At 63.2% G+C, this 20,165-nt stretch carries 22 protein-coding genes and 1 pseudogene; 15 read left to right on the top strand and 8 right to left on the bottom strand.

Annotated features, from left to right (window positions below; genetic code table 11):
- The first annotated feature begins 39 nt into the window (after nucleotides 1-39).
- The 6 genes and pseudogenes from V4T21_RS10735 to V4T21_RS10710 all read left to right on the top strand — a co-directional run bounded on the left by V4T21_RS10735 (nucleotide 40) and on the right by V4T21_RS10710 (nucleotide 4,576).
- Nucleotides 40-522: a GNAT family N-acetyltransferase gene (locus V4T21_RS10735; protein ID WP_332716373.1), complete on the top strand. Its 483-nt coding sequence runs from the start codon at nucleotides 40-42 to the stop codon at nucleotides 520-522.
- The gene (locus V4T21_RS10730) at nucleotides 522-1,028 is read left to right on the top strand and encodes a dihydrofolate reductase (protein ID WP_332716371.1); all 507 of its coding nucleotides are present in this window, start codon (nucleotides 522-524) and stop codon (nucleotides 1,026-1,028) included. Before V4T21_RS10735 ends, V4T21_RS10730 begins: the two co-directional genes overlap by 1 nt.
- A 65-nt stretch (nucleotides 1,029-1,093) precedes the next feature.
- Entirely contained in the window at nucleotides 1,094-1,885 is a 792-nt protein-coding gene (locus tag V4T21_RS10725) for a class I SAM-dependent methyltransferase (RefSeq protein WP_332716369.1), read from the top strand.
- Nucleotides 1,886-2,030: 145 nt separating this feature from the next.
- Complete coding sequence (gene hflK, locus V4T21_RS10720) at nucleotides 2,031-3,155, top strand: FtsH protease activity modulator HflK (protein ID WP_332716367.1); 1,125 nt, start codon at nucleotides 2,031-2,033, stop codon at nucleotides 3,153-3,155.
- A pseudogene (hflC, locus tag V4T21_RS10715) lies at nucleotides 3,155-4,054 on the top strand (protease modulator HflC); the annotation flags it as partial. The gene hflK and the pseudogene hflC, both read left to right, overlap by 1 nt.
- Nucleotides 4,055-4,390: 336 nt before the next feature.
- Nucleotides 4,391-4,576, top strand: a complete 186-nt coding sequence (locus V4T21_RS10710) for a DUF2065 domain-containing protein (protein ID WP_332716365.1) — start codon at nucleotides 4,391-4,393, stop codon at nucleotides 4,574-4,576.
- Nucleotides 4,577-4,592: 16 nt separating this feature from the next.
- Here the strand turns inward: V4T21_RS10710 and V4T21_RS10705 are convergent, their stop codons facing one another.
- Genes V4T21_RS10705 through serB form a run of 3 tightly spaced genes read right to left on the bottom strand, consistent with a single transcriptional unit; the run spans nucleotide 4,593 to nucleotide 6,461 of the window.
- Nucleotides 4,593-4,994, bottom strand: a complete 402-nt coding sequence (locus V4T21_RS10705; protein ID WP_332716362.1) for a GFA family protein — start codon at nucleotides 4,992-4,994, stop codon at nucleotides 4,593-4,595.
- 55 nt (nucleotides 4,995-5,049) lie between these two features.
- Nucleotides 5,050-5,589: a GNAT family N-acetyltransferase gene (locus V4T21_RS10700; RefSeq protein ID WP_332716360.1), complete on the bottom strand. Its 540-nt coding sequence runs from the start codon at nucleotides 5,587-5,589 to the stop codon at nucleotides 5,050-5,052.
- Nucleotides 5,586-6,461 (bottom strand): phosphoserine phosphatase SerB, encoded by an 876-nt coding sequence (serB, locus tag V4T21_RS10695; protein ID WP_332716359.1) that lies wholly within the window; start codon nucleotides 6,459-6,461, stop codon nucleotides 5,586-5,588. Before serB ends, V4T21_RS10700 begins: the two co-directional genes overlap by 4 nt.
- 11 nt (nucleotides 6,462-6,472) lie before the next feature.
- On the opposite strand from serB, the gene miaA reads away from it, so the two are divergent.
- A complete protein-coding gene (gene miaA / locus V4T21_RS10690; protein WP_332716357.1) occupies nucleotides 6,473-7,369 on the top strand; it encodes a tRNA (adenosine(37)-N6)-dimethylallyltransferase MiaA in 897 nt (298 codons plus the stop codon).
- Between the two features lie 280 nt (nucleotides 7,370-7,649).
- On the opposite strand, the gene V4T21_RS10685 is transcribed toward miaA, so the two are convergent.
- Nucleotides 7,650-8,594, bottom strand: a complete 945-nt coding sequence (locus tag V4T21_RS10685; RefSeq protein ID WP_332716355.1) for a calcium/sodium antiporter — start codon at nucleotides 8,592-8,594, stop codon at nucleotides 7,650-7,652.
- 16 nt (nucleotides 8,595-8,610) lie between these two features.
- A complete protein-coding gene (locus V4T21_RS10680; RefSeq protein WP_332716352.1) occupies nucleotides 8,611-9,087 on the bottom strand; it encodes a YbaK/EbsC family protein in 477 nt (158 codons plus the stop codon).
- Nucleotides 9,088-9,198: 111 nt separating this feature from the next.
- Here V4T21_RS10680 and V4T21_RS10675 point away from each other — a divergent pair, with 111 nt between their 5' ends.
- From V4T21_RS10675 to pncB, 3 genes are read left to right on the top strand one after another with little or no spacing between them, the layout of a single operon-like run.
- Complete coding sequence (locus V4T21_RS10675; RefSeq protein WP_332716349.1) at nucleotides 9,199-9,771, top strand: DJ-1/PfpI family protein; 573 nt, start codon at nucleotides 9,199-9,201, stop codon at nucleotides 9,769-9,771.
- 52 nt (nucleotides 9,772-9,823) lie between these two features.
- Nucleotides 9,824-10,423, top strand: coding sequence for a bifunctional nicotinamidase/pyrazinamidase (gene pncA, locus V4T21_RS10670; protein WP_332716347.1), 600 nt, complete (start codon nucleotides 9,824-9,826; stop codon nucleotides 10,421-10,423).
- Nucleotides 10,420-11,730, top strand: a complete 1,311-nt coding sequence (gene pncB, locus V4T21_RS10665) for a nicotinate phosphoribosyltransferase (RefSeq protein ID WP_332716344.1) — start codon at nucleotides 10,420-10,422, stop codon at nucleotides 11,728-11,730. The genes pncA and pncB overlap by 4 nt, the downstream gene beginning before the upstream one ends.
- Here pncB and V4T21_RS10660 read toward each other — a convergent pair.
- Nucleotides 11,727-13,130: an MATE family efflux transporter gene (locus V4T21_RS10660; RefSeq protein WP_332716342.1), complete on the bottom strand. Its 1,404-nt coding sequence runs from the start codon at nucleotides 13,128-13,130 to the stop codon at nucleotides 11,727-11,729. The genes pncB and V4T21_RS10660 overlap by 4 nt on opposite strands.
- A gap of 308 nt (nucleotides 13,131-13,438) precedes the next feature.
- Between V4T21_RS10660 and V4T21_RS10655 the strand changes: the two genes are divergently transcribed.
- The 5 genes from V4T21_RS10655 to V4T21_RS10635 all read left to right on the top strand — a co-directional run bounded on the left by V4T21_RS10655 (nucleotide 13,439) and on the right by V4T21_RS10635 (nucleotide 18,475).
- Complete coding sequence (locus tag V4T21_RS10655; protein ID WP_332716339.1) at nucleotides 13,439-13,708, top strand: YMGG-like glycine zipper-containing protein; 270 nt, start codon at nucleotides 13,439-13,441, stop codon at nucleotides 13,706-13,708.
- 490 nt (nucleotides 13,709-14,198) lie between these two features.
- On the top strand, nucleotides 14,199-15,959 hold the full coding sequence (locus V4T21_RS10650) for an acetolactate synthase 3 large subunit (protein ID WP_332716337.1): 1,761 nt from the start codon (nucleotides 14,199-14,201) through the stop codon (nucleotides 15,957-15,959).
- Between the two features lie 255 nt (nucleotides 15,960-16,214).
- A complete protein-coding gene (gene ilvN, locus V4T21_RS10645; RefSeq protein ID WP_332716335.1) occupies nucleotides 16,215-16,769 on the top strand; it encodes an acetolactate synthase small subunit in 555 nt (184 codons plus the stop codon).
- Between the two features lie 82 nt (nucleotides 16,770-16,851).
- Entirely contained in the window at nucleotides 16,852-17,601 is a 750-nt protein-coding gene (locus V4T21_RS10640) for a pyridoxine 5'-phosphate synthase (RefSeq protein WP_332716333.1), read from the top strand.
- Between the two features lie 268 nt (nucleotides 17,602-17,869).
- Nucleotides 17,870-18,475, top strand: coding sequence for an NADPH-dependent FMN reductase (locus V4T21_RS10635; RefSeq protein ID WP_332716331.1), 606 nt, complete (start codon nucleotides 17,870-17,872; stop codon nucleotides 18,473-18,475).
- A gap of 102 nt (nucleotides 18,476-18,577) precedes the next feature.
- Here the strand turns inward: V4T21_RS10635 and V4T21_RS10630 are convergent, their stop codons facing one another.
- Together V4T21_RS10630 and V4T21_RS10625 are read right to left on the bottom strand one after the other, a co-directional pair.
- Entirely contained in the window at nucleotides 18,578-18,994 is a 417-nt protein-coding gene (locus V4T21_RS10630; protein WP_332716328.1) for a hypothetical protein, read from the bottom strand.
- 126 nt (nucleotides 18,995-19,120) lie between these two features.
- Nucleotides 19,121-20,137, bottom strand: a complete 1,017-nt coding sequence (locus V4T21_RS10625) for a zinc-dependent alcohol dehydrogenase family protein (RefSeq protein WP_332716326.1) — start codon at nucleotides 20,135-20,137, stop codon at nucleotides 19,121-19,123.
- Nucleotides 20,138-20,165 lie beyond the last annotated feature (28 nt).

Here is a 20,165-nt window from a genome sequence, read left to right as displayed (position 1 = left end):
CGGAAAGGGTTCGAGGGTCGACCACGATAGAGTAGAGCAATGCCCCTCATAATCCGCCGAGCCGGCCCAACAGACGCCGGGCTGGTGCTCGAATTCATCATCAAGCTGGCTGAATATGAAAAGCTCAACGACGAGGTGAGCGCGACCGAGGTCGATATCGAAAAGCATCTGTTCGGGCCCGAGCCGAAGGTGTTTTGCGAGATCGCCGAATATGATGGCAAGCCGGTGGGGTTCGCGCTGTGGTTCTATACGTTCTCGACCTTTCAGGGTCGGCACGGGATCTGGCTGGAAGACCTTTATGTGGAACCGGGCGTGCGCGGCAACGGGATCGGCAAGGCGCTGCTGCGGCATCTGGCGCGGCGATGCCGGGACGAAGGGCTGGGGCGGCTGAGCTGGTGGGTGCTCAACTGGAACGAACCGGCGATCAAATTCTATAAGGCGCAGGGTGCGGTGATGCACGACGAATGGACGGTGTGCCGGGTGAGCGGGGCCGAACTCGACGCGCTGGCGGAGGAGAAATAATGGCAAGGATTGCGATGATCGCGGCGGTGGGGCGGAATGGCGCCATCGGGTCCGATGGCAAGCTGCCCTGGCGGCTGCCGTCCGATTTCGCGTTCTACAAGCACACGACAATGGGCAAGCCGCTGATCGTGGGGCGCAAGACTTTCGAATCCATCGGCAAGCCACTGCCGGGGCGCACCAATATCGTGGTGACGCGGCAGGGCGGCTATGCGCCCGAGGGGGCCGAGGTTTTCTCCGATCTGGACGCGGCCATAGCGCGGGGCAAACAGATTGCCGAGCGCGATGGGGTGGACGAGATTTTCATTAATGGCGGGGCGGAAATCTACCGCGCGGCGATGGAGAAGGCGGACCGGCTCTATATCACGCATGTGGATGCCGAACCCGAGGGCGATACGTTTTTTCCCGAGATCGATCCGGCGGTGTGGGACGGGCGCGATTTGCCGGACGTGGTGCCGGGGGAAAAGGATAGCGCAGGGTTCGTGGTGAGGGTTTACGAGCGGCGCTGAGGCGGTATCGCAATAAGGTCGTCGATGGTGGTGGTGCTGACAGGGGAGCGGTACGGGGACGGGATATGGATACCAAAGAAGTCGCGCGCCATTGGGAGAGCAATGCCGAGAATTGGACGATCTATTCGCGGGCCGGCTATGACAGATATCGCGATGCGCTCAACACTCCGGCTTTTATGGAGATGCTGCCGGCCGTAGAGGGGCTGGCGGGGCTCGATCTGGGGTGCGGGGAAGGGACCAACACGCGCACGGTGGCGCGCCGGGGCGCCCGGATGACGGGACTGGACGTGGCGCCGACCTTCATCGCCCATGCCCGGCAAACCGAGGCCGAAGACCCGATGGGGATCGAATATATGGTCGGTGACGGCGAGGACCTGCCGTTTGAGGCCGAAAGTTTCGACTTCGTTACGGCGTTCATGTCGCTGATGGACATGGCCGACCAGCAAAAGGTTCTCCGGGGCGTGGCGCGCGTTCTCAAGCCGGGCGGTTTTTTGCAGTTTTCGATCCTGCATCCATGCTTTGTGCCGCCCAGGCGCCGGAATGTCCGCAATGCGGAGGGGGACGTCGTGGCGGTGGAAGTGGCCGATTATTTCGAGGAAACCGACGGGACGATCGACCGGTGGATATTTTCGTCGATCCCCAAAGAGGAGCGCGACACGCTCGAACCGTTTTCGGTGCCGCGCTTTCACCGCACGCTGACGAACTGGGTGTCGATGATCGTGGGGGCAGGGCTGACCATCGAGGCGTTCGGGGAACCCAGGGCTTCGGAGGCGGTCGCGCGGAGCGAACCTGTCGTCGCGGACACGCGCGTGGCTCCGATCTTTCTGCATGTGCGGGCGCGCCGGCGTTCACCATAGCGTAAGCGCGGCAATGCCGCGCCCGGTTTCGATTGATCCCTCCGTCGCGCTTCCCTATATAAAACCGAGACATAAGTGGTCGCGGTTTCGAGCCGAAACCGCTCTGGGCACAAAAAGCGTTTTCACGACAACCGAAAGGGACCAAATGCCGTGGGAAGACAATAGGGGCGGCCGCCGGAGCCGCAGCGGCGGCCCGTGGGGCCAGGCGCCGGGCGGGGGAGGTGGCGGTGGGCCACGTCGGCCCAGCGGTGGGAATACTCCCAATCTCGAAGACATTCTCGCCCGTGGGCGCCAGCAATTCGGCGGCGGGGCGAACATTCCCGGCGGCGGGCGGTGGATCGTCATCGGCGTCATCGCGGCGGGGCTGATCTTCTGGGCCAGCCAGTCGATCTACACCATCGCGCCCAACGAAGTGGGCGTGGAGCTGCTGTTCGGGGAACCCAAGGACGAGTTCTCCAATCCGGGCCTGCATTTCCATTGGTGGCCGCTCGAACGCGTCGAACGCGCCTCGACCACGGAAAACCAGACCCGCGTCGGGACCAACACCAGAGCGGGCAACGCCAACGATGGGCGTGCAGATGGGCTGATGCTTTCGGGCGACCAGAACATCGTCAACATGAGCTTTTCGATCCTGTGGCGGATCGCCGATCCGCGCCTTTATCTGTTCGAGGTCCGCGACCCCGACGAAATGGTGCGCCAGGCTGCCGAAAGCGCGATGCGCGAAGTGGTGGGGCGCCGCACGGCGCAGGACGTGTTCCGTGACGACCGTACCGGCATCGCGCTCGAAGTGCAGCAGATCACCCAATCCATCCTCGACAGCTACGGGGTTGGCGTGACGATTTCGAACATCTCGATCGAAAACGTTGCACCGCCGGCCGAAGTTGCCGATGCGTTCGACGAAGTGCAGCGCGCGCTGCAGGACGAAGACCGCTTCCAGGAAGAAGCGCGGCAATATGCCAATACCCTGCTCGGCAGCGCCCGAGGCCAGGCGGCGGCGATTCGCGAAGAGGCAGCCGCCTATCGCGACCGCGTCGTCAACGAAGCCCAGGGTCAGGCGGCACGCTTCGTCGCCATCTACAACGAATACCGCAATGCGCCCGAAGTCACCCGTCAGCGCATCTTCCTCGAAACCATGCAGGAAGTGCTGGGCGGCACCAACAAGGTGCTTCTCGAAGGCGGAGAGCAGGGACAGGGGGTGATCCCCTATCTGCCGCTGCCGGAATTGCGACCCACGCCGTCGGCCAACCCGTCTTCGGGAGGTAACCAGTGATGAACAGGCTCGTTATCGCAATCATCGCGCTGGTCATCGCCGGCTACGTGCTGCTCTCCTCGATCTTCGTGGTCAACGAACGCGAACAGGCGATCGTCATGCGCTTCGGCGAGATCACGCGCGAAATCCAGGAGCCGGGGCTTTACTTCAAGATCCCGACCGATTTCGTCGAGACGGTGCAGTATATCGACAAGCGCCTGCTGCGCTACGATCTGGAGCGTATCCGGCTTCAGGTTTCGGGCGGCCAGTTCTATATCGTGGACGCTTTCATCACCTATCGCATCGCCGATCCGATCCGGTTCCGGCAATCGGTGCTGGGCAGCTTGCAGCTTGCCGAGCAGCGTATCTCCACGCGTCTGGAATCGGCACTGCGTGCGGTTTACGGTCTGCGCGAATTCGATGCGGCGCTCTCCGAGCAGCGCAACGAAATGATGCGTGAGGCGCGGGACCTGGTGGCCGCCGACATGGTGGAACTGGGGGTCGAGGTTGTCGACGTGCGGGTGCTGGTCACAGACCTCACGCCGGAAGTCAGCCAGCAGACCTATGAGCGCATGCAGGCTGAACGTAACGCTGAAGCGGCGTTGATCCGGGCACGCGGCCAGGAGCAGGCGCAAATCCTGCGGGCGATCGCCGACCGTCAGGCGGTCGAGGTCGTTTCGGCGGCCAACCGCGACTCGGAAATCATCCGAGGCGAGGGTGACGCCGAGCAGAACCGGCTGTTTGCCGAGGCCTTCTCGCAGGACGAGTCGTTCTTCCGTTTCTACCGTTCGATGGAAGCCTATCGTGGGGCGCTGACGGATGGGAACACCACCATGGTGCTCTCGCCCAATTCGGCCTTCTTCAGCTATTTCGGTTCGAACGGGGAGCTGCCGGAGTTTTCGGCGCCGACAGCAACTCCGATCGATATCGGGGTGCAGGGGCCGACCGAGCAGCCGGTCGACGCGACTGAAATCGACGACCTGCTGGCCACGGACGCGCTGGTTTCGGGCGAAGAAAATACCGATCTGGAAACCGAGGTTCAAAATCTCGAGACGCTGATCGAGACCGAAAACCTGGGAACCGAAGTGCTGCCCGAGGGCGAAACGCCGGCGACCGAGGTGACTCCGGAGGGTGAAGCAGCCCCCGAAGCGCCGGTTGAAGAGGCGCCTGCGCCTGCCCAGTAAGAGGCTCGCACCATGAACAGAAGGCGCGCCTTGCCGGGCGCGCCTTTTTCGTTTTGACAGAGGAATTTCAAGTTGAGCGACCTGTTTGCCGCGCTGGCTTTGGCGGTGTTTATCGAAGGGCTGCTTTATGCGGCGTTTCCCGAGCAGATGAAGCGCATGATCGCGCAGGTGCTCGCCATGCCCGCCGGACAGCTTCGCATGGGCGCGCTGGTGATGGCGGCGGCTGGGCTGGTGCTGCTGTCGATCGTGCGGGTTTAGGGCGCGTTGCCGGCCCTTACCACTGGTTGCGGCCGTCGAGGTGTTCGATGGGGAGAGCTTCGACGTCGAAATCGTCGAGGACCCAGAGGTTGATCGAGATGCGGCGTCTGGTGGGGTCGAAACTGGCCTGGGCGGCTTCCCAATCGCCGGAGGCGAAATCGGAATAGTCGGGGTTGTCCGAATAGGTGGTGCAGCCGCAGGTCGGGCAGAAATAATGCCGGTTCTCGGGCGTGGTGGGGGAATATTGCCGCGCGTTGCGCATGGGGGTGAGCAGGCGGAACTGGTCGGGCTCGCAATAGGCCCAGAGCGCGCCGCGCTTGGTGCAGAAGCTGCAATTGCAGCGGGTGGCGGTTTGCGGCGTGAAATCGACCTCGAATTTGGTCGCGCCGCAGTGGCAACTGCCTTTGAGGGTGGTCATGGCCAATCTCCTTGTTCGATGGGAAGAGAGTAGCCGGGTGTCTTGACAGGGCCTGTCAGGAGAGATGCGGGTTGGCGAGGCGGTAGAGGACGTGCGGGCGGAGCCTGTGGCCTTCCTCGATGCGCGGATGGAGGAAATCGCCCTGCGGGTCGCGCGTCATGCCGAGTTTTTCCATGACGCGTTGGGAGGGCGTATTGATTTCGGCAGTGAAGGCGACGAGTTCGGGCAGGCCGCGTTGCCAGGCGTGGGCGATGTGGGCGGCGGCGCCTTCGGGGGCGTAGCCCTGGCCCCAATAGGGACGGCCGAGAACCCAGCCGATTTCCTCGGGCGGGTTGCCGCGCAGGGGCATGTCGATGCGTCCGGTGCCGATCAGGCCCAGCAGCGCGCCATCGGATTTTCGCTCGGCGGCAAGAAAGGCGGAGCTGCCTTCCGAAAGGTTGGCGATCATCCTGTCGATCCAGGCATCGGAAGCGGCGCGGTCGCGCGTGGATGTGTAAAAACGCATGACGTGCGGATCGCCGACGATTGCGGCGAAGGGCTCGCGGTCACGCTCCTGCCAGGGGCGCAGGACGAGGCGCTCCGTTTGGAGCTTCATCTAACGATTTCGTCTTCGGAATAGCCCTGGAGGTAGAGGAGAGCTGTCAGATCGCCGTGGTCGATGCGGACTGCTGCCTGTTCGGCGACGATGGGCTTGGCGTGGATCGCGACGCCGAGGCCGGCGGCCTGCAGCATGTCGAGGTCGTTGGCACCGTCGCCCACGGCCATGGTCTGGGCGGTGGTGAGGTGCTTTTCGGCAGTGAGCGCCATCAGGCGGTTGCGCTTCGTGGTCTTGTCGACGATGGGCTTTTCGACGGTGCCCGTGAGGGTGTCGGCCTCGTCGAAGACGAGGACGTTGGCGACAAATTCGTCAAAGCCGATGCGCTTGGCAAAATGTTCGGCGAACAGGGTGAAACCGCCCGAGACGAGGGAGGTATAGGCGCCATAGGCCTTCATGGTCTGGACGAGGGCGCGGCCGCCGGGGGCGAGTGTAATCCGCTCGCGGCGGATGGCTTCGACCATTTTGCGCTCGAGGCCCTTGAGCAGGGCGACGCGGGTATCGAGCGCGGCTTCGAAATCGAGCTCGCCGCGCATGGCGCGTTCGGTGATTTCGGCGACCTGGGGCTTGAGATCGAGGGCGTCGGCGAGTTCGTCGATGCATTCCTGCTCGATCATGGTGGAATCCATGTCGGCGACGAGGAGCTGCTTCTTGCGGTTGGCGGCGGGGACGAGGGCGGCGTCGATGGGGTGGCCATCAAGGACATCGCGGGCCATTTCGACCGGATTGCCGGCGCGAGGACCAACGATCTCGCAGGCTATGCCTTGCGCGAGCCAGTTGATTTCGCCATGGGTTTGCCGTTGCACGGCCTCGACAAGCGCATTGGACAGCGCGGCTTGGGCAGGATTGGCGATCAGGACGAGAACGGACATCGGGCCAGGCCATGGTTGAAACGGACAAGAAGCGAGCGGTGTTGATAGCGGGTCCCACGGCGAGCGGCAAGACGGCGCTGGCGGTGGAGAGGGCGCAAAAAAGCGGCGCGCGCATCGTCAATGCGGATTCCATGCAGGTCTATGGCGTGCTGGACCGACTGACGGCGCGGCCCAACGCGGAGGAATTGGCGGCGGCACGGCATGAGATGTTCGGGCATGTGCCCCCATCGGTCCGGTATTCTACGGGGGCGTGGCTGGCCGATGTTGAGAAACAGATTCAAGACGCTGAGAAAGAGAATCAGGAGCTGATTTTCGTTGGCGGGACAGGGCTTTACTTCGATGCGCTGACCAAGGGATTCGCCGATGTTCCGGCGGTCGGGGCAGAGTTCGTCGCTCAAGCTGAAGCTTTGATTCAAGGGCTCGATGCGGACGGGCGGATGGCATTGCTGGCGGAGCGGGACCCGGAAACGGCGAGGCGGATCAAGGTGGCCGATCCGCAGCGGGTGGTGCGGGCGCTGTCGGTGCTGATGGCGACGGGGAGGCCGCTGAGCGAATTTGCGCAAAGCACCGGGCCGGGGCTGCTGGCGGGATATGAGGTGGAGAGGATCGTGCTCATGCCCGAGCGGGGGTTGCTGCGCCGGCGCATCGGGGAGCGGTTCGCGGCCATGATGGAGGCGGGGGCGGTCGAAGAGGTGGAGGCGCTGTTGACGCTCGGACTCGATCCGTCGCTGCCGGCGATGAAGGCGATCGGGGTGGGGGAGATTGCCGACATGCTCTCGGGAGTGATGACGCGCGAGGAGGCGGTGGAGAAGGCAGTTACGGCGACGCGGCAATATGCCAAGCGGCAATCGACGTGGTTTCGGAACCGGTTTGGGGATTGGAGGTTCGTCGATCCGTTCGGGGGGTGAGCGGCTGAGGGGGCGGACTCGGGGCATGAGCCGGAGCTCTGCCGGGATAACCGGGACGGGCTGGGGAACACATTTCTACTGAGATTGTCGGAGCCTTGCGGGTCTCCGGGTCGAGCCCGAAGACGACGAGGTGGAGGGGTGGGGGAAGGTTCTGGCGGTTGTGTGTGGCGTTAGCTCGGCGCACCCTTCATCCGCCCCTTCGGGGCACCTTCTCCCTCAAGGGGAGAAGGGGGCGGAAGCGTTACGGCAGGGGTTTCTATATCTTCGCAATGTGCAGCGTTTATGCGCCGATAGCCAGCCAGCCGACATAGGCGATATAGGCGATGAGGAAGGCGATGCCTTCCCAGCGGACGATTTCGCGGCCCGTATAGGCGAAGGCGAGAAGAAGGGCCGTGGCGCCGAGCATGACCCAGATGTCGAGGCGGGCGATTTCCGGGGGAACCGGGATGGGCTGGACGAGGGCGGTGGCACCGAGGATGAACAGCACGTTGAAAATGTTGGAGCCAAGAATATTGCCCAGAGCCAGATCGGTATGGCGCCGGACGGCGGCGATGACCGAGGTGACCAGTTCGGGGAGCGAGGTGCCCACCGCGACGACCGTCAAACCGATGATGGTTTCGGAAACGCCGAGCGCGGTGGCGATTTCAACGGCGCTGGAAACCAGAAGACGGGCGCCGAAGATGGTGAGGGCCAGGCCGGCGACGACGAACAGGATCGAGACGGGCATCGGTTGGTGGCCGCCGGTGGCTTCGACTTCGGCCTCGGCGCCCGGCGAGGCCTGGGCCTTGCGGTCGGCGAAATAGCTGTAGATGACATAGGCGATCAGCATCGCGATGAGGACCACGCCGGCGATGCGGCCCAGATTGCCGATCATGACGATGGCGAGCGCGGCAAGGGCGGCGATAACCAGGACCAGCCCGTCGCGGCGCAGGACGGCCTTGTCCACGAGGATCGGATAGATCAGCGCCGTGATGCCCAGGATCAAGAGGATGTTGGCGATGTTGGAGCCCACCACATTGCCCACGGCAATGCCGGGAGCCCCATCGAGGGCGGCCTGAACGGAGGTGACCAGCTCGGGGAGCGAGGTGCCGAAGCCGACGAGCGTCAACCCGATGAGGAGCGAGGACATGCCCAGGCGACGGGCTATGGCGACCGAGCCGCGCACAAAACCTTCGCCACCGGCCACGAGGAGGACGAGGCCGGCAAAAAGGGTGAGATAGACCATTTGAGCTCCCAAGGAATCAGGTGACTGAAATACGGACCGCGCCGGTGGTGCGGGCGAGGTCGGAAGGCGTAATCTCGAACACCGAGCGTGCGTTCCCTGCCGCGGCCCAGATCGTTTCGAAAGCGAAGAGATCGTCGTCCATATAGATGGGTATCTCGCGCAGATGACCGAAGGGCGACACGCCGCCGATGGCAAAGCCAGTGGCCTCGCGCACGAGGTCGGCATCGGCGCGGCCGAGTTTGGCGCCGATCTGGCGGCCGGTGCGTTTTTCGTGGACGCGGTTGGCGCCCGATACCAGCACCATGATGGGGGTGCCGGTTTCCTCGGCGACAAAGAGCAGGGATTTGACGATGCGGCCCACTTCGATGCCCAGCGCCTCGGCGGCCATTTGCGCGGTGGTGGCGAGCTGATCGAGGACGGTGACCTGCCCGGACAGCTTGTGGCGGGCGAGTTCGGCGGCGACGCGGAGTTCGGATTGGCGCAATTGAGTCATGGACGGAAAGGAACTCTATCGCCGCGTGAGCGTCAAGCGGGTGGATGCTGACATGGCGTGTCAGGGCGATCCGGTAGGGTCGCGCCCGAACCGATGACAAAGGAGAGCGTGATGAGCGCGATAATTATCGTTTTGACGCAAGGGTATTCGGATTGGGAAATCGCCGTGCTGGCGGGGACCGGCAGGGCGTTTTTCGAAGCGGACATACGATTTGCGAGCGCCGATGGCGGGGCGGTGACATCGGTTGGGGGAATCACGACGCAGGATCTGGAGCGGTTCGAAGCGCCGGACGAGGGCGTGGTGGTGGTGTGCGGTGGATCGGCGTTCGAGGGCGACAATCCGCCTGACCTTTCCGACCGGCTGCGGCGGGCGCGGGAGAATGGATGCGTGATCGCCGGGATTTGCGGGGGGACGCTGGCGCTGGCGCGGGCGGGGCTGCTCGATGGGGTGCGGCATACTTCGAACGGGCGCGGGTATCTCGATGCGGCCGCGGGGTATCGGGGTGTTGCGCATTATGTGGACCAGCCACAGGCGCTGCGTGATGGGGCGATCATCACCGCGCCTGCGCCGGCTCCGGGCAGCTTTGCGGTGGAAGTGCTGACGGCGGCGGGCGTGCCGCCCGAAGCGGCGGGGAGCGTCATGGATATGCTGGCGAAAGAGCACACAATGCGCGCGGGGAGTTGACGCGGACCTTCTGGCTTGCACTATGCGGCTGCTCTGAGATCAGGAGGTTTCCATGGCCGGCAAAGTGCTTATCGTCATCGACGTACAGAATGATTTCTGTCCCGGCGGGGCGCTGGCGGTGGACGAGGGGGACCAGGTGGTGCCGGTGATCAACCGGCTGATGGGCGAATTCGACCATGTGATCCTGACCCAGGACTGGCACCCGGCCGGCCATTCGAGCTTTGCGTCCCAGCATGCGGGCAAGGCGCCGTTCGACGACATCGAAATGCCCTATGGGATGCAGCGGCTGTGGCCGGACCATTGCGTGCAGGGCAGTCCGGGCGCCGATTTCCACCCCGAGCTTTATCTGGACCGGGCCGAGCTGGTGATCCGCAAGGGGTTTCGCAAGGCTATCGATTCCTATTCGGCGTTTTTCGAGAACGACCATGAGACGCCGACCGGGCTTGCCGGATATCTGCGCGAGCGCGGGCTGGACGATCTGACGTTCGCGGGGCTGGCGACCGATTTCTGCGTGGCCTATTCGGCGATCGATGCACGGCGCGAAGGGTTTTCGGCGCGGGTGGTGATGGAGGGATCGCGCGGGATCGACCTTGCCGGATCGATGGCGGCGATGACCGAAAAGATGCGCGAAGCCGGGGTGGACCTGGTTTGAGCACGTCAAAGACTGATATCGCGCGGCGGGTTTTCAACCATACGTTCAAGCTCGATCCGATCATCCGGTCGCTGCTCGACACCGATTTCTACAAGCTCCTGATGCTGCAGATGATCTGGGGGCTGTATCGGGACGTGGACGCGACATTCTCGCTGACCAACCGGACGACTTCGGTCAAGCTCGCCGAGGAGATCGACATCGCGGAATTGCGCGAGCAGCTCGACCATGCGCGCGAGATCCGGTTCACGAAAAAGGAAATGATCTGGCTGGCCGGTAACAGTTTTTACGGCACCAAGCAGATCTTTTCGCCGCAGTTTCTTGCCTGGCTGGAGGATTTCCAGCTTCCCGAATATGAGTTGAGCCAGCGCGACGGGCAGTTCGAGCTGCACTTTCCCGGCAAATGGGTCGAGACGGCGATGTGGGAAATCCCGGCGCTGGCGATCATCAACGAATTGCGCTCGCGCAGGGCGATGCGGGGGATGGGGCGGTTCGCGCTCGACGTGCTCTATGCGCGGGCCAAGGCCAAGACCTGGGAGAAGGTGGAACGGCTCAAGCAATTGCCCGATCTCAAGATTTCCGATTTCGGGACGCGGCGGCGGCACAGTTTTCTCTGGCAGCGCTGGTGTGTGGAAGCGCTCAAGGAGGGGTTGGGGGATGCGCTGACGGGGACGTCCAACGTGCTTTTGGCCATGGATACCGATCTCGAGGCGCTGGGGACCAATGCGCATGAATTGCCGATGGTGGCTGCCGCGCTGGCCGAGGGGGACGAGGCGCTGAGGGTGTCGCCCTATAAGGTGCTCCAGGACTGGCAGAGCTATTATGGCGGCAATTTGCTGATCGTTTTGCCCGATGCGTTCGGGACGGCATCGTTTCTCGAAAACGCGCCGGACTGGGTGGCGGACTGGACCGGGTTCAGGCCGGATTCGGCGCCGGCCATTTCGGGCGGGGAAAAGATCATCGAATGGTGGCGCGAGCGCGGGCGCGATCCGCGCGAGAAGCTGCTGATCTTTTCCGATGGGCTCGATATCGAGACGATCGAGGCGGCGTACAGGCATTTCGAGGGGCGGGTGCGGATGAGCTTTGGCTGGGGGACGAACCTCACCAATGATTTCGCCGGAACGGCGCCGATGGAGACGCCGCAGCTCAAGCCGATTTCGCTGGTGATCAAGGTTTCGAGCGCCAATGGGCGACCAGCGGTCAAGCTCTCGGACAACCCGGCCAAGGCAGTGGGCGATCCCGACGAGATCGCCCGTTATCTGCGGGTGTTCGGCAGCGCGGACATGACGGAGCTGCCGGTGGTGGTTTAAGCCGTGCCGACGATGCGGCGGCGGTCGAGGAGGCCGAGCCGATCACGCATGGCGAAGCGGGCGGTGAGGACGACGGCGCAGAAGGCCAGACCCACGGCAAGGCCGGTCCAGATGCCGACGCCGGCCAGCCGCTCGGGCGCGCCAAGGAACCAGGCCGTGGGCATGCCGACGCACCAATAGCCGAACAGCGCGATGAACATGGGCACCTTGGTGTCGCTCAACCCGCGCAGCACGTTGACGGCGACCACTTGCGCTCCATCGACGATCTGGAACAGGCCGGCGATGCCCAGGAACGTCGTCGCCATGGCGAGCGCGGCGGCGTTGGCGGGGTCGGCCGGGGAGAGAAAGAGGCGGGTAAATACCTGCGGGACCGTGAGAAACAGCATGCAGGTGACGGCCATGAACCCCACGCCGATGGCGAGGGACGTCCAACCGGCCAGCGCGATGCCGCGATCATTGCCCGCCCCGAAGGCAAGGCCGACGCGGACGGTGGAGGCCTGAGCGAGGCCGAGCGGCACCATGAAGGAAAAGGATGCGCATTGGAGGGCCACCGCATGGGCGGCCAACGCGTCGGTGCCGTGCCAGCCCATCAGGATGACGGCGACGGCGAACATGCCGACCTCGGCCATCAGCGTCAGGCCGATGGGGGTGCCGATCCTGAAGATTTCGGCAAAGCGCGGCCAATCCGGCTTCCAGAAGCGGACCAGGATGTGGAAGCGGCGATAGCGGCGGTGGGTGACGGCATAGGCGAGCAGCAGGCCGAACATGGCGAAATTGGTGACCAATGTTCCGATCGCCGCGCCTCGCAGTTCGAGGCGGGGGAAGCCGAAATTGCCGAAGATCAGCGCGTAGTTGATCACCGCGTTGAGGACGACACCGGCAAGGGTGACGTAGAGGATGACGCGGGTGACCGAGAGCGCCGAAAGGAACGAGCGGATGACGAAAAGGCCCAGGCCGGGAAACAGCACGAAGACCGCGATGTGCATATATTCGGCGGCCATGCGGGAGAGATCGGGCGCCTGACCGGTGGCGAGCAGGATGGGCTCGATCTGCCAGATGAGCGGCAGCAGGACCAGCGCGATGACGATGGCCGCCCAGAAACCCTGGCGCACCGTGCGGCGCACATTCTTGATCTTGCGCCCGCCTATGGCCTGGGCGGCAAGGGGCGCGACGGCCGAAACGATGCCGCCGCCGAGCAGCAGGAAGGGGGTAAAGAACGAGGTGGCGAGCGTGCTGGCGGCAAGATATTGCGGGCCGAGCCAGCCCATCATGATGACGTCTGTGGTGAACAGCGCATTCTGGGCGACCTGGGCCACGACCAGCGGCCACGCCAACATGAATGTGGCGCGCAACTCGGTCGTCCAGCCCGAACCGGCGCGTGTCGAATCGGTCGTACTCATCTCAAAAAAGGCCTTCCCAAGCCACCGGCGCGGCGTGATGGCCACGGGCCGGACGGCATCCGATACACGCGAATCGTGACGTTGTCAGCGTTAATGGTGCGGGGCGAATGGGAGCGATGGGCGGGAAGCGCGCGCCAAAGCTCTTGAAAAAATTCAGAAAATGGAGAAAGTTAATGCATTCTCAACGGCGTTCAGTTTCGCTTCAGGTTGAAAACTGTATGCCTGAGGCCCCCGTCGGCGGAACCAAAACCGACATACCGCATTTATGGGCGAGGGAACTCTAGAGTAAGTCGCAGGAGGCTTTGGAAATGAAAAAACTTTTGATTATTGGTGTTGCCCTTACTTCTTTGATGGCCGTTTCGGCCTGCACCCGCACCCAGGAAACCGCTGCTATCGGCGCCGGCGCCGGTGCTGTTATCGGTGGCGTGACCACGGGTTCGGTTCAGGGCGCTGTTGTTGGTGGCGTGGTCGGCGGTGTTGCCGGTGCGCTGGTTGGCCAGGTGGCCGGCGAGCCGAACCAGTGCTACTTCCGCGCCTCGGACGGCACCCTGTACAAGGATGCCTGCCCGCGCAGCTAATCGCTGTAGCAAGGCTTTTGGAAAGGCTCGTGCTGTCCCGGCACGGGCCTTTTTTCGTGCGCGGGGGAAGGGCGAGGGTTTTGGGTCCTCGGGGCGAGCCCGACGACGACGAGGAGCAGGGTGGGGGAGGAGCGATAGCGGGGCGCATACCTTGCCCCGGGACAGGCCCGGGGTGACGCGGTGGGTGTGGTGGGCGTCGGGCTTACATCAACTCGGCGTTGTCCCGGGCGCGAGGCCGGGATGATGGTGGGTATGGGGCGAGGGGGCATTTAGCGCTTGACCATTGGTGTACCCGGCAGTACGAATGGTGCCGAATTTTGGAGAAGCTCCGTGAAGACGGTACTCATTCTTGTAGTAGGTTGGCGCATCGCGACATGAGGGAATAACCCTCGTGCGAATTGCGGTGCGCCGAAAACAGGTCCCTGACGGGGCCTTTTTTATTATCCGGATTCCTGTCAGGCAGGACGAATAAAAGTAGGGAGTGGCTGAGATGGCCGAACAAATGACCGGCGCCGAAATGGTGGTCCGAGCACTGATCGATCAGGGAGTGGAGCATATTTTCGGCTATCCCGGCGGGGCCGTGCTGCCGATCTATGACGCTATCTTCCAGCAGGAAAAGCTTCAGCACATTCTCGTCCGTCACGAGCAGGGCGCCACGCATATGGCCGAGGGCTATGCCCGCTCGACCGGGAAATGCGGCGTCGTGCTGGTGACATCGGGGCCGGGGGCGACCAATGCGGTGACCGGGCTGGCCGATGCGCTGCTGGATTCGATCCCGCTGGTCTGCATTTCGGGGCAGGTGGCGACGCCGCTGATCGGGTCGGACGCCTTTCAGGAGTGCGATACTGTCGGGATCACCCGCAACTGCACCAAGCACAATTATCTGGTCAAATCGATCGAGGACCTGCCGCGTATCCTGCACGAGGCGTTCTATATCGCGACCTCGGGGCGGCCGGGGCCGGTGGTTATCGACATTCCCAAGGACATCCAGTTCGCGATGGGCAAATATCTCAAGCCCCAGAGCGAGCCGAGCCACCCGACCTACAAGCCGCAGATCGAAGGCGACATGGAGGCGATCCGCGTTGCCGTCGACCTGATGCTGCGTGCCGAGCGTCCGGTGTTCTATACCGGGGGCGGGGTGATCAATTCCGGCGTCGAGGCGAGCCGGAATTTGCGCGAGCTGGCCGAGCTGACGGGCTTTCCCGTCACCTCCACGCTGATGGGGCTGGGGGCGTTTCCGGCCTCCAACAACCAGTGGCTGGGCATGCTGGGCATGCACGGGACCTATGAAGCCAACATGGCGATGCACGATTGCGACCTGATGATCAATCTGGGCGCGCGGTTCGACGACCGGATCACCGGCCGGATCGACGCGTTCTCGCCGGGAAGCCGGAAGATCCATGTCGATATCGATGCATCCTCGATCAACAAGAACATCACTGTCGACGTGCCCATCGTGGGCGACGTCAACGCCGTGCTCGAAGAGATGATCCGCATCTGGCGGGCCAAGACCAATCAGCCGCGCGCCGAGGCCATCGCGCCGTGGTGGGGGCAAATCGAGAAATGGCGGAGCGTCAATTCGCTGGGCTTCACCAATTCGGATACGATCATCAAGCCCCAGCACGCGATCCGGCGGTTGTATGAGGCGACGAAGGGGCGTGATGTCTATATCACGACCGAGGTCGGCCAGCATCAGATGTGGGCGGCGCAGCATTTCCATTTCGACGAGCCTAACCGCTGGATGACTTCGGGCGGGCTGGGAACGATGGGCTATGGCCTGCCGGCTTCGATCGGGGTGCAGGTGGCCCATCCGGACGCGCTGGTCATCGACATCGCGGGCGAAGCCTCGGTGCAGATGACCATGCAGGAGATGTCGACGGCCATTCAGTACGAATTGCCGGTCAAGATCTTCATTTTGAACAATGAGTATATGGGCATGGTGCGCCAGTGGCAGGAATTGCTGCATGGCGGGCGGTATTCGCATTCCTATTCGGATGCGCTGCCCGATTTCGTGAAGATGGCCGAGGCGTTCGGCGGGCACGGGATACGGTGCGAAGACCCCAAGAAGCTCGATGATGCGATCGACGAGATGATCAATATTCGCAAGCCGGTGATTTTCGATTGCCGGGTGAGCAAGGAAGAGAACTGCTTCCCGATGATCCCGTCGGGCAAGCCGCACAATGAGATGATCCTGCCCGATACGGCGGATATCGGGAATATTATCGATGAGAAGGGGAAGGTGCTGGTTTGATTTCAAGTGAGGGCGGGTTTTCGGCCTTTGGCCGACGCATCGGTAATGCCGATGCGGCACCCCTCACCCCCGGCCCCTCTCCCTCAGGGGGAGAGGGGGGCTCCTGTGGCAGCTTTGGAGTTCTTGCCGAGACGCTGCCAAGGGCTACCCTTCTCCCCTTGAGGGAGAAGGTGGGCCGGCGAAGGCGGGTCGGATGAGGGGTGTGCCGAGACTGCCTGGAACTGCACGATCAGAAAATTTCGAGGAACAATGAACATGAACGCCAATTTGCTGCCGACCGGGTCGGTCTATTTCATGCCGTCGCAGACCGAGGCGGAAGAGCGCCATACGTTGACCGTGCTGGTCGATAACGAACCGGGGGTTCTAGCCCGCGTCGTGGGACTGTTTTCCGCGCGGGGGTACAATATCGACTCGCTGACCGTGAGCGAGACCGAGCATGACAAGCATCGCTCGCGCATTACCGTGGTGACCGTGGCGACACCGAAAACGGTGACGCAGATCAAGGCGCAGCTCGAGCGGCTGGTGCCGGTGCACAAGGTTCACGACCTGACCGAAGAGGGCGGCGCCATCGAGCGGGAGCTGGCGCTGGTGAAGGTCGCGGGGCTTGGCGACAGCCGGGTGGAGGCGCTGCGGCTGGCCGATGCGTTCCGGGCGCAGGTGATCGATGCGACGACGGAGAGCTTCGTTTTCGAGATCACAGGCAAATCGTCCAAGGTCGAACAGTTCGTGGCGCTGATGGTGCCGCTGGGGCTGGTCGAGGTGGTGCGGACCGGGCTGGCGGCGATCACGCGCGGGCCGGAGGGGATGTAAGCTATTTGCCTTGAGGGCAATTCGCGATAGATGAGGGCCATACGTTTCATTCGTATGGCCCTTTGTTTTTCAGTGCGTTGTCATGACCAAACTTTCCGTCAATCTCAATGCCGTGGCGCAATTGCGCAATCGGCGGAACCTGCCCTGGCCCAGCGTCGTCGGTATCGCGCGGATCGTGCTCGATGCGGGGGCGGTGGGGGTGACGGTGCATCCGCGTCCCGACGAGCGTCACATCAGGCGCACTGACGTGTTCGATCTGGTCAATCTGCTGCGGACCGAATATCCGCATGCCGAACTCAATATCGAGGGTTACCCGACCGAGAGCTTTCTCGATCTGGTGGCGGCGGCCAATCCCAATCAGGTGACGCTGGTGCCCGATGCGCCCGAGCAGGCGACATCGGACCATGGCTGGGATTTCCTGACCCACAAGGAGCTTCTGGGCGATGTGGTGGCCCAACTCGCGGCGCGGGGGCGGCGGGTGTCGCTGTTTTGCGATCCCGATGCTGGGCGCGAGCAGATCGAGGCGGCAAAGGAGACGGGGGCCGACCGGGTGGAGCTTTATACCGGGCCCTATGGCGGCTGCTACGACAACAGCGAAGCGGCGGTTTCAGCCCTGGCGGATCTCGCCGAAACCGCCCACGCCGCCCATGCGGCGGGGCTCGGGATCAATGCGGGCCATGACTTGACGCTGGCCAATCTGCCGGCCTTCCAGAATGCGGTGCCGTTCGTGGACGAGGTTTCGATCGGACATGGAATTACGGCCGACGCGCTGATTTTCGGATTCGCCGATACCGTGCAGAAATATCTCGGCGTGCTCGGAAACGGGCGATAACGGCAGGGAGATTGTCGTTTCCGAGGGCTGGTTGGTTCGTTCGGCGATGACGAACAGTGGTCGGAAGGGCCGGAAATCTCGCGTGATTGATCCGAAATACTGATTACATATCAATGGCTTGCCTGTTCGTGCGTGCAGCCGGGCGCTTGAGCCGTCGCGAGCGAGCCAGCCTTGCTTACAAAAATGTGCCTACTTGCGAGTCGGGTGAGAAGGCACATATTCAGCCCTACTTACTGTTCGTAACCAACCCCGTAGGGAATCATCGAAAATGTCCAAGCTCAAGATCGGTGTCATCATCTCGTCGACGCGCGACACCCGCTTTGCCGACAAGCCCGCCAACTGGATCGTCGAAAAGGCAAAAGAGCGTCCCGAACTCGACGTGGAAGTGCTCGATCTGCGCGATTTCAACCTGCCGTTCTTCAATGAAGTCGCCTCCAACGCCTGGGCGCCCACGCAGGACGCCAACGCAACTGCCTGGCAGAACAAGCTGGCCGAATTCGATGGCTTCATCTTCGTGGTTGCCGAATACAACCGTGCGATCACCGGCGCGCTCAAGAACGCGATCGACCAGGCTTATGTCGAGTGGAACAAGAAGGTCGGCGGCATCGTTGCTTATGGCTCGATGGGTGGCGCCCGCGCTGCCGAAAACCTGCGCACCATCCTGGTCGAACTTCAGATGGTTCCGACCCGTTCGGCGGTTCACATCGGCGGCGGCGAGTTCATGAAGGTTTCGCCGATGGGCGAGAACGCCGATATGTCGGCGATCGAAGGCGTGATCGGCGCCAGCGCCAAGGACATGCTCGACCAGCTTACCTGGTGGGGCAATGCTGCCAAGACCGCTCGCCAGAACGATCTGCAGCAGGCTGCCGAATAACGGACGCATCCTCCTCCTGCCGTCCGTTTCGAAGGGTCACCCGTTGGGTGGCCCTTTTTTCGTGCGTGGTTGGAAGAGGAGAGACTCTGTGGTCCGTTCGGCCTACCGGGGCATGTCGGGGCAGACGAAGGGAACGGCGGCGACGGTGTAGCGCTTTTCGACGATTTCCTCGCCCAGATGCAGGGCAAGGACGAGCTGGGCCTCGTCGAGTTCGACGATGTCGGCTTCGATGGTCATGGTGTCCTCCTCCCAGCTCAGGGATTCTTCGCCGGTCATCTGCCAGTTGGAGAGGCGGTAGGTTTCCCAGCACGAATCCTGGAGCATGGTGCCTTCGGAGAGGAACACCACCATCGAGCCGGGCAGGCCGGCATCGGCCTCGGACTGAACCCAGAACCGATCGGTGAGCGAGGCGCCGATCATGGGGGCAGAGGTCATCACCTCCTCAAGGTCCTGAGCGGCGGCGGGAAGCGCAAAGAGAGTTGCGGCGAGGGCGAGGGCGGGGACGGCGGAGCGAAACATGGCAAGATCCTCATTGTGCGATTGCCGCACGTTCGGGTCCGAGTTTGCCCAAACTGTGGTGATCGGGGAAGACCTAAATCCCGAGAGAGGATGGGGGAGGGGCGGAACCGTCCCTCCCGAGAGCGGTCAGACGCGCAGGAGCGTCTTGATGGCGCGGCGTTCGTCCATCGCCTTATAGCCTTCGGCCACGTCGGCAAGCGGCAGGGTCAGGTCGAAGACCTTTCCCGGATTGATCTTGCGCGAGAGGACGAGATCCATGAGGTGGGGCAGGAAGCGGCGGACGGGGGCCGGGCCGCCGAGCATGCCGACCTGCTTGTAGAACAGGTTCTGGCCGTCGAACTGGACCCCGTGCGGAACGCCGACATAGCCGATCATCGACCCCGGACGCGCCACTTGCAGGGCCTGGTCCATGGACTGCTGGGTGCCCACGCATTCGAGAACGGCGTCGGCGCCGATGCGGTTGGTGAGGTCCTTGATTCTGGCGATGCCTTCCTCGCCGCGCTCGGCGACGATATCGGTGGCGCCATATTCGAGGGCGAGATCCTGACGGCTCTTGTGCCGGCTCATGGCGATGATCCGCTCGGCGCCCATCTGCCTGGCGGCGAGGACGCCCATGAGGCCGACAGCGCCGTCGCCCACGACCACGACCGTCGAGCCGGGCTGCACGCGGGCGGCGTCGGCGGCGTACCAGCCGGTGCCGAGCACGTCGGACACGGCGAGCAGGCTGGGGATCAGGTCTTCATCGGGCATCTGCTCGGTCGCGACCAGCGTGCCGTCGGCAAGTGGGACGCGGGCAAAGCTCGCCTGGGCCCCGGTCATGAACTCGCGCTGTTCGCAGGAGGACTGGAAGCCGTGGGCGCAGTGAGGGCACGTGTTGTCGGAAAGAACGAACGAGCCGACGACGAACTGGCCGGGCTTGACGGTTTTGACCTCGTCGCCGACCTCGACGACCACGCCGCAATATTCATGGCCCATGTGAAGGGGCTTGGTGATGGGGTTCGCGCCGCGATAGGGCCAGAGGTCGGAACCGCAGATGCAGGTTGCCGAGAGCTTGATGATGGCGTCGGTGGGCTTGAGGATCGTAGGCTCGGCGACTTCCTCGAAGCGGACGTCGCCGGGGCCGTGGAGAACGGTTGCAAGCATTGATAACTCTCCGTTTGGTTTTTGTATT

The sequence above is a fragment of the Pelagibacterium mangrovi genome, from assembly GCF_036662815.1.
Lineage (GTDB): Bacteria > Pseudomonadota > Alphaproteobacteria > Rhizobiales > Devosiaceae > Pelagibacterium > Pelagibacterium mangrovi.
Note: the sequence above shows the minus strand (reverse complement) of the source record. Positions and strands in the feature narration are given on the sequence as shown.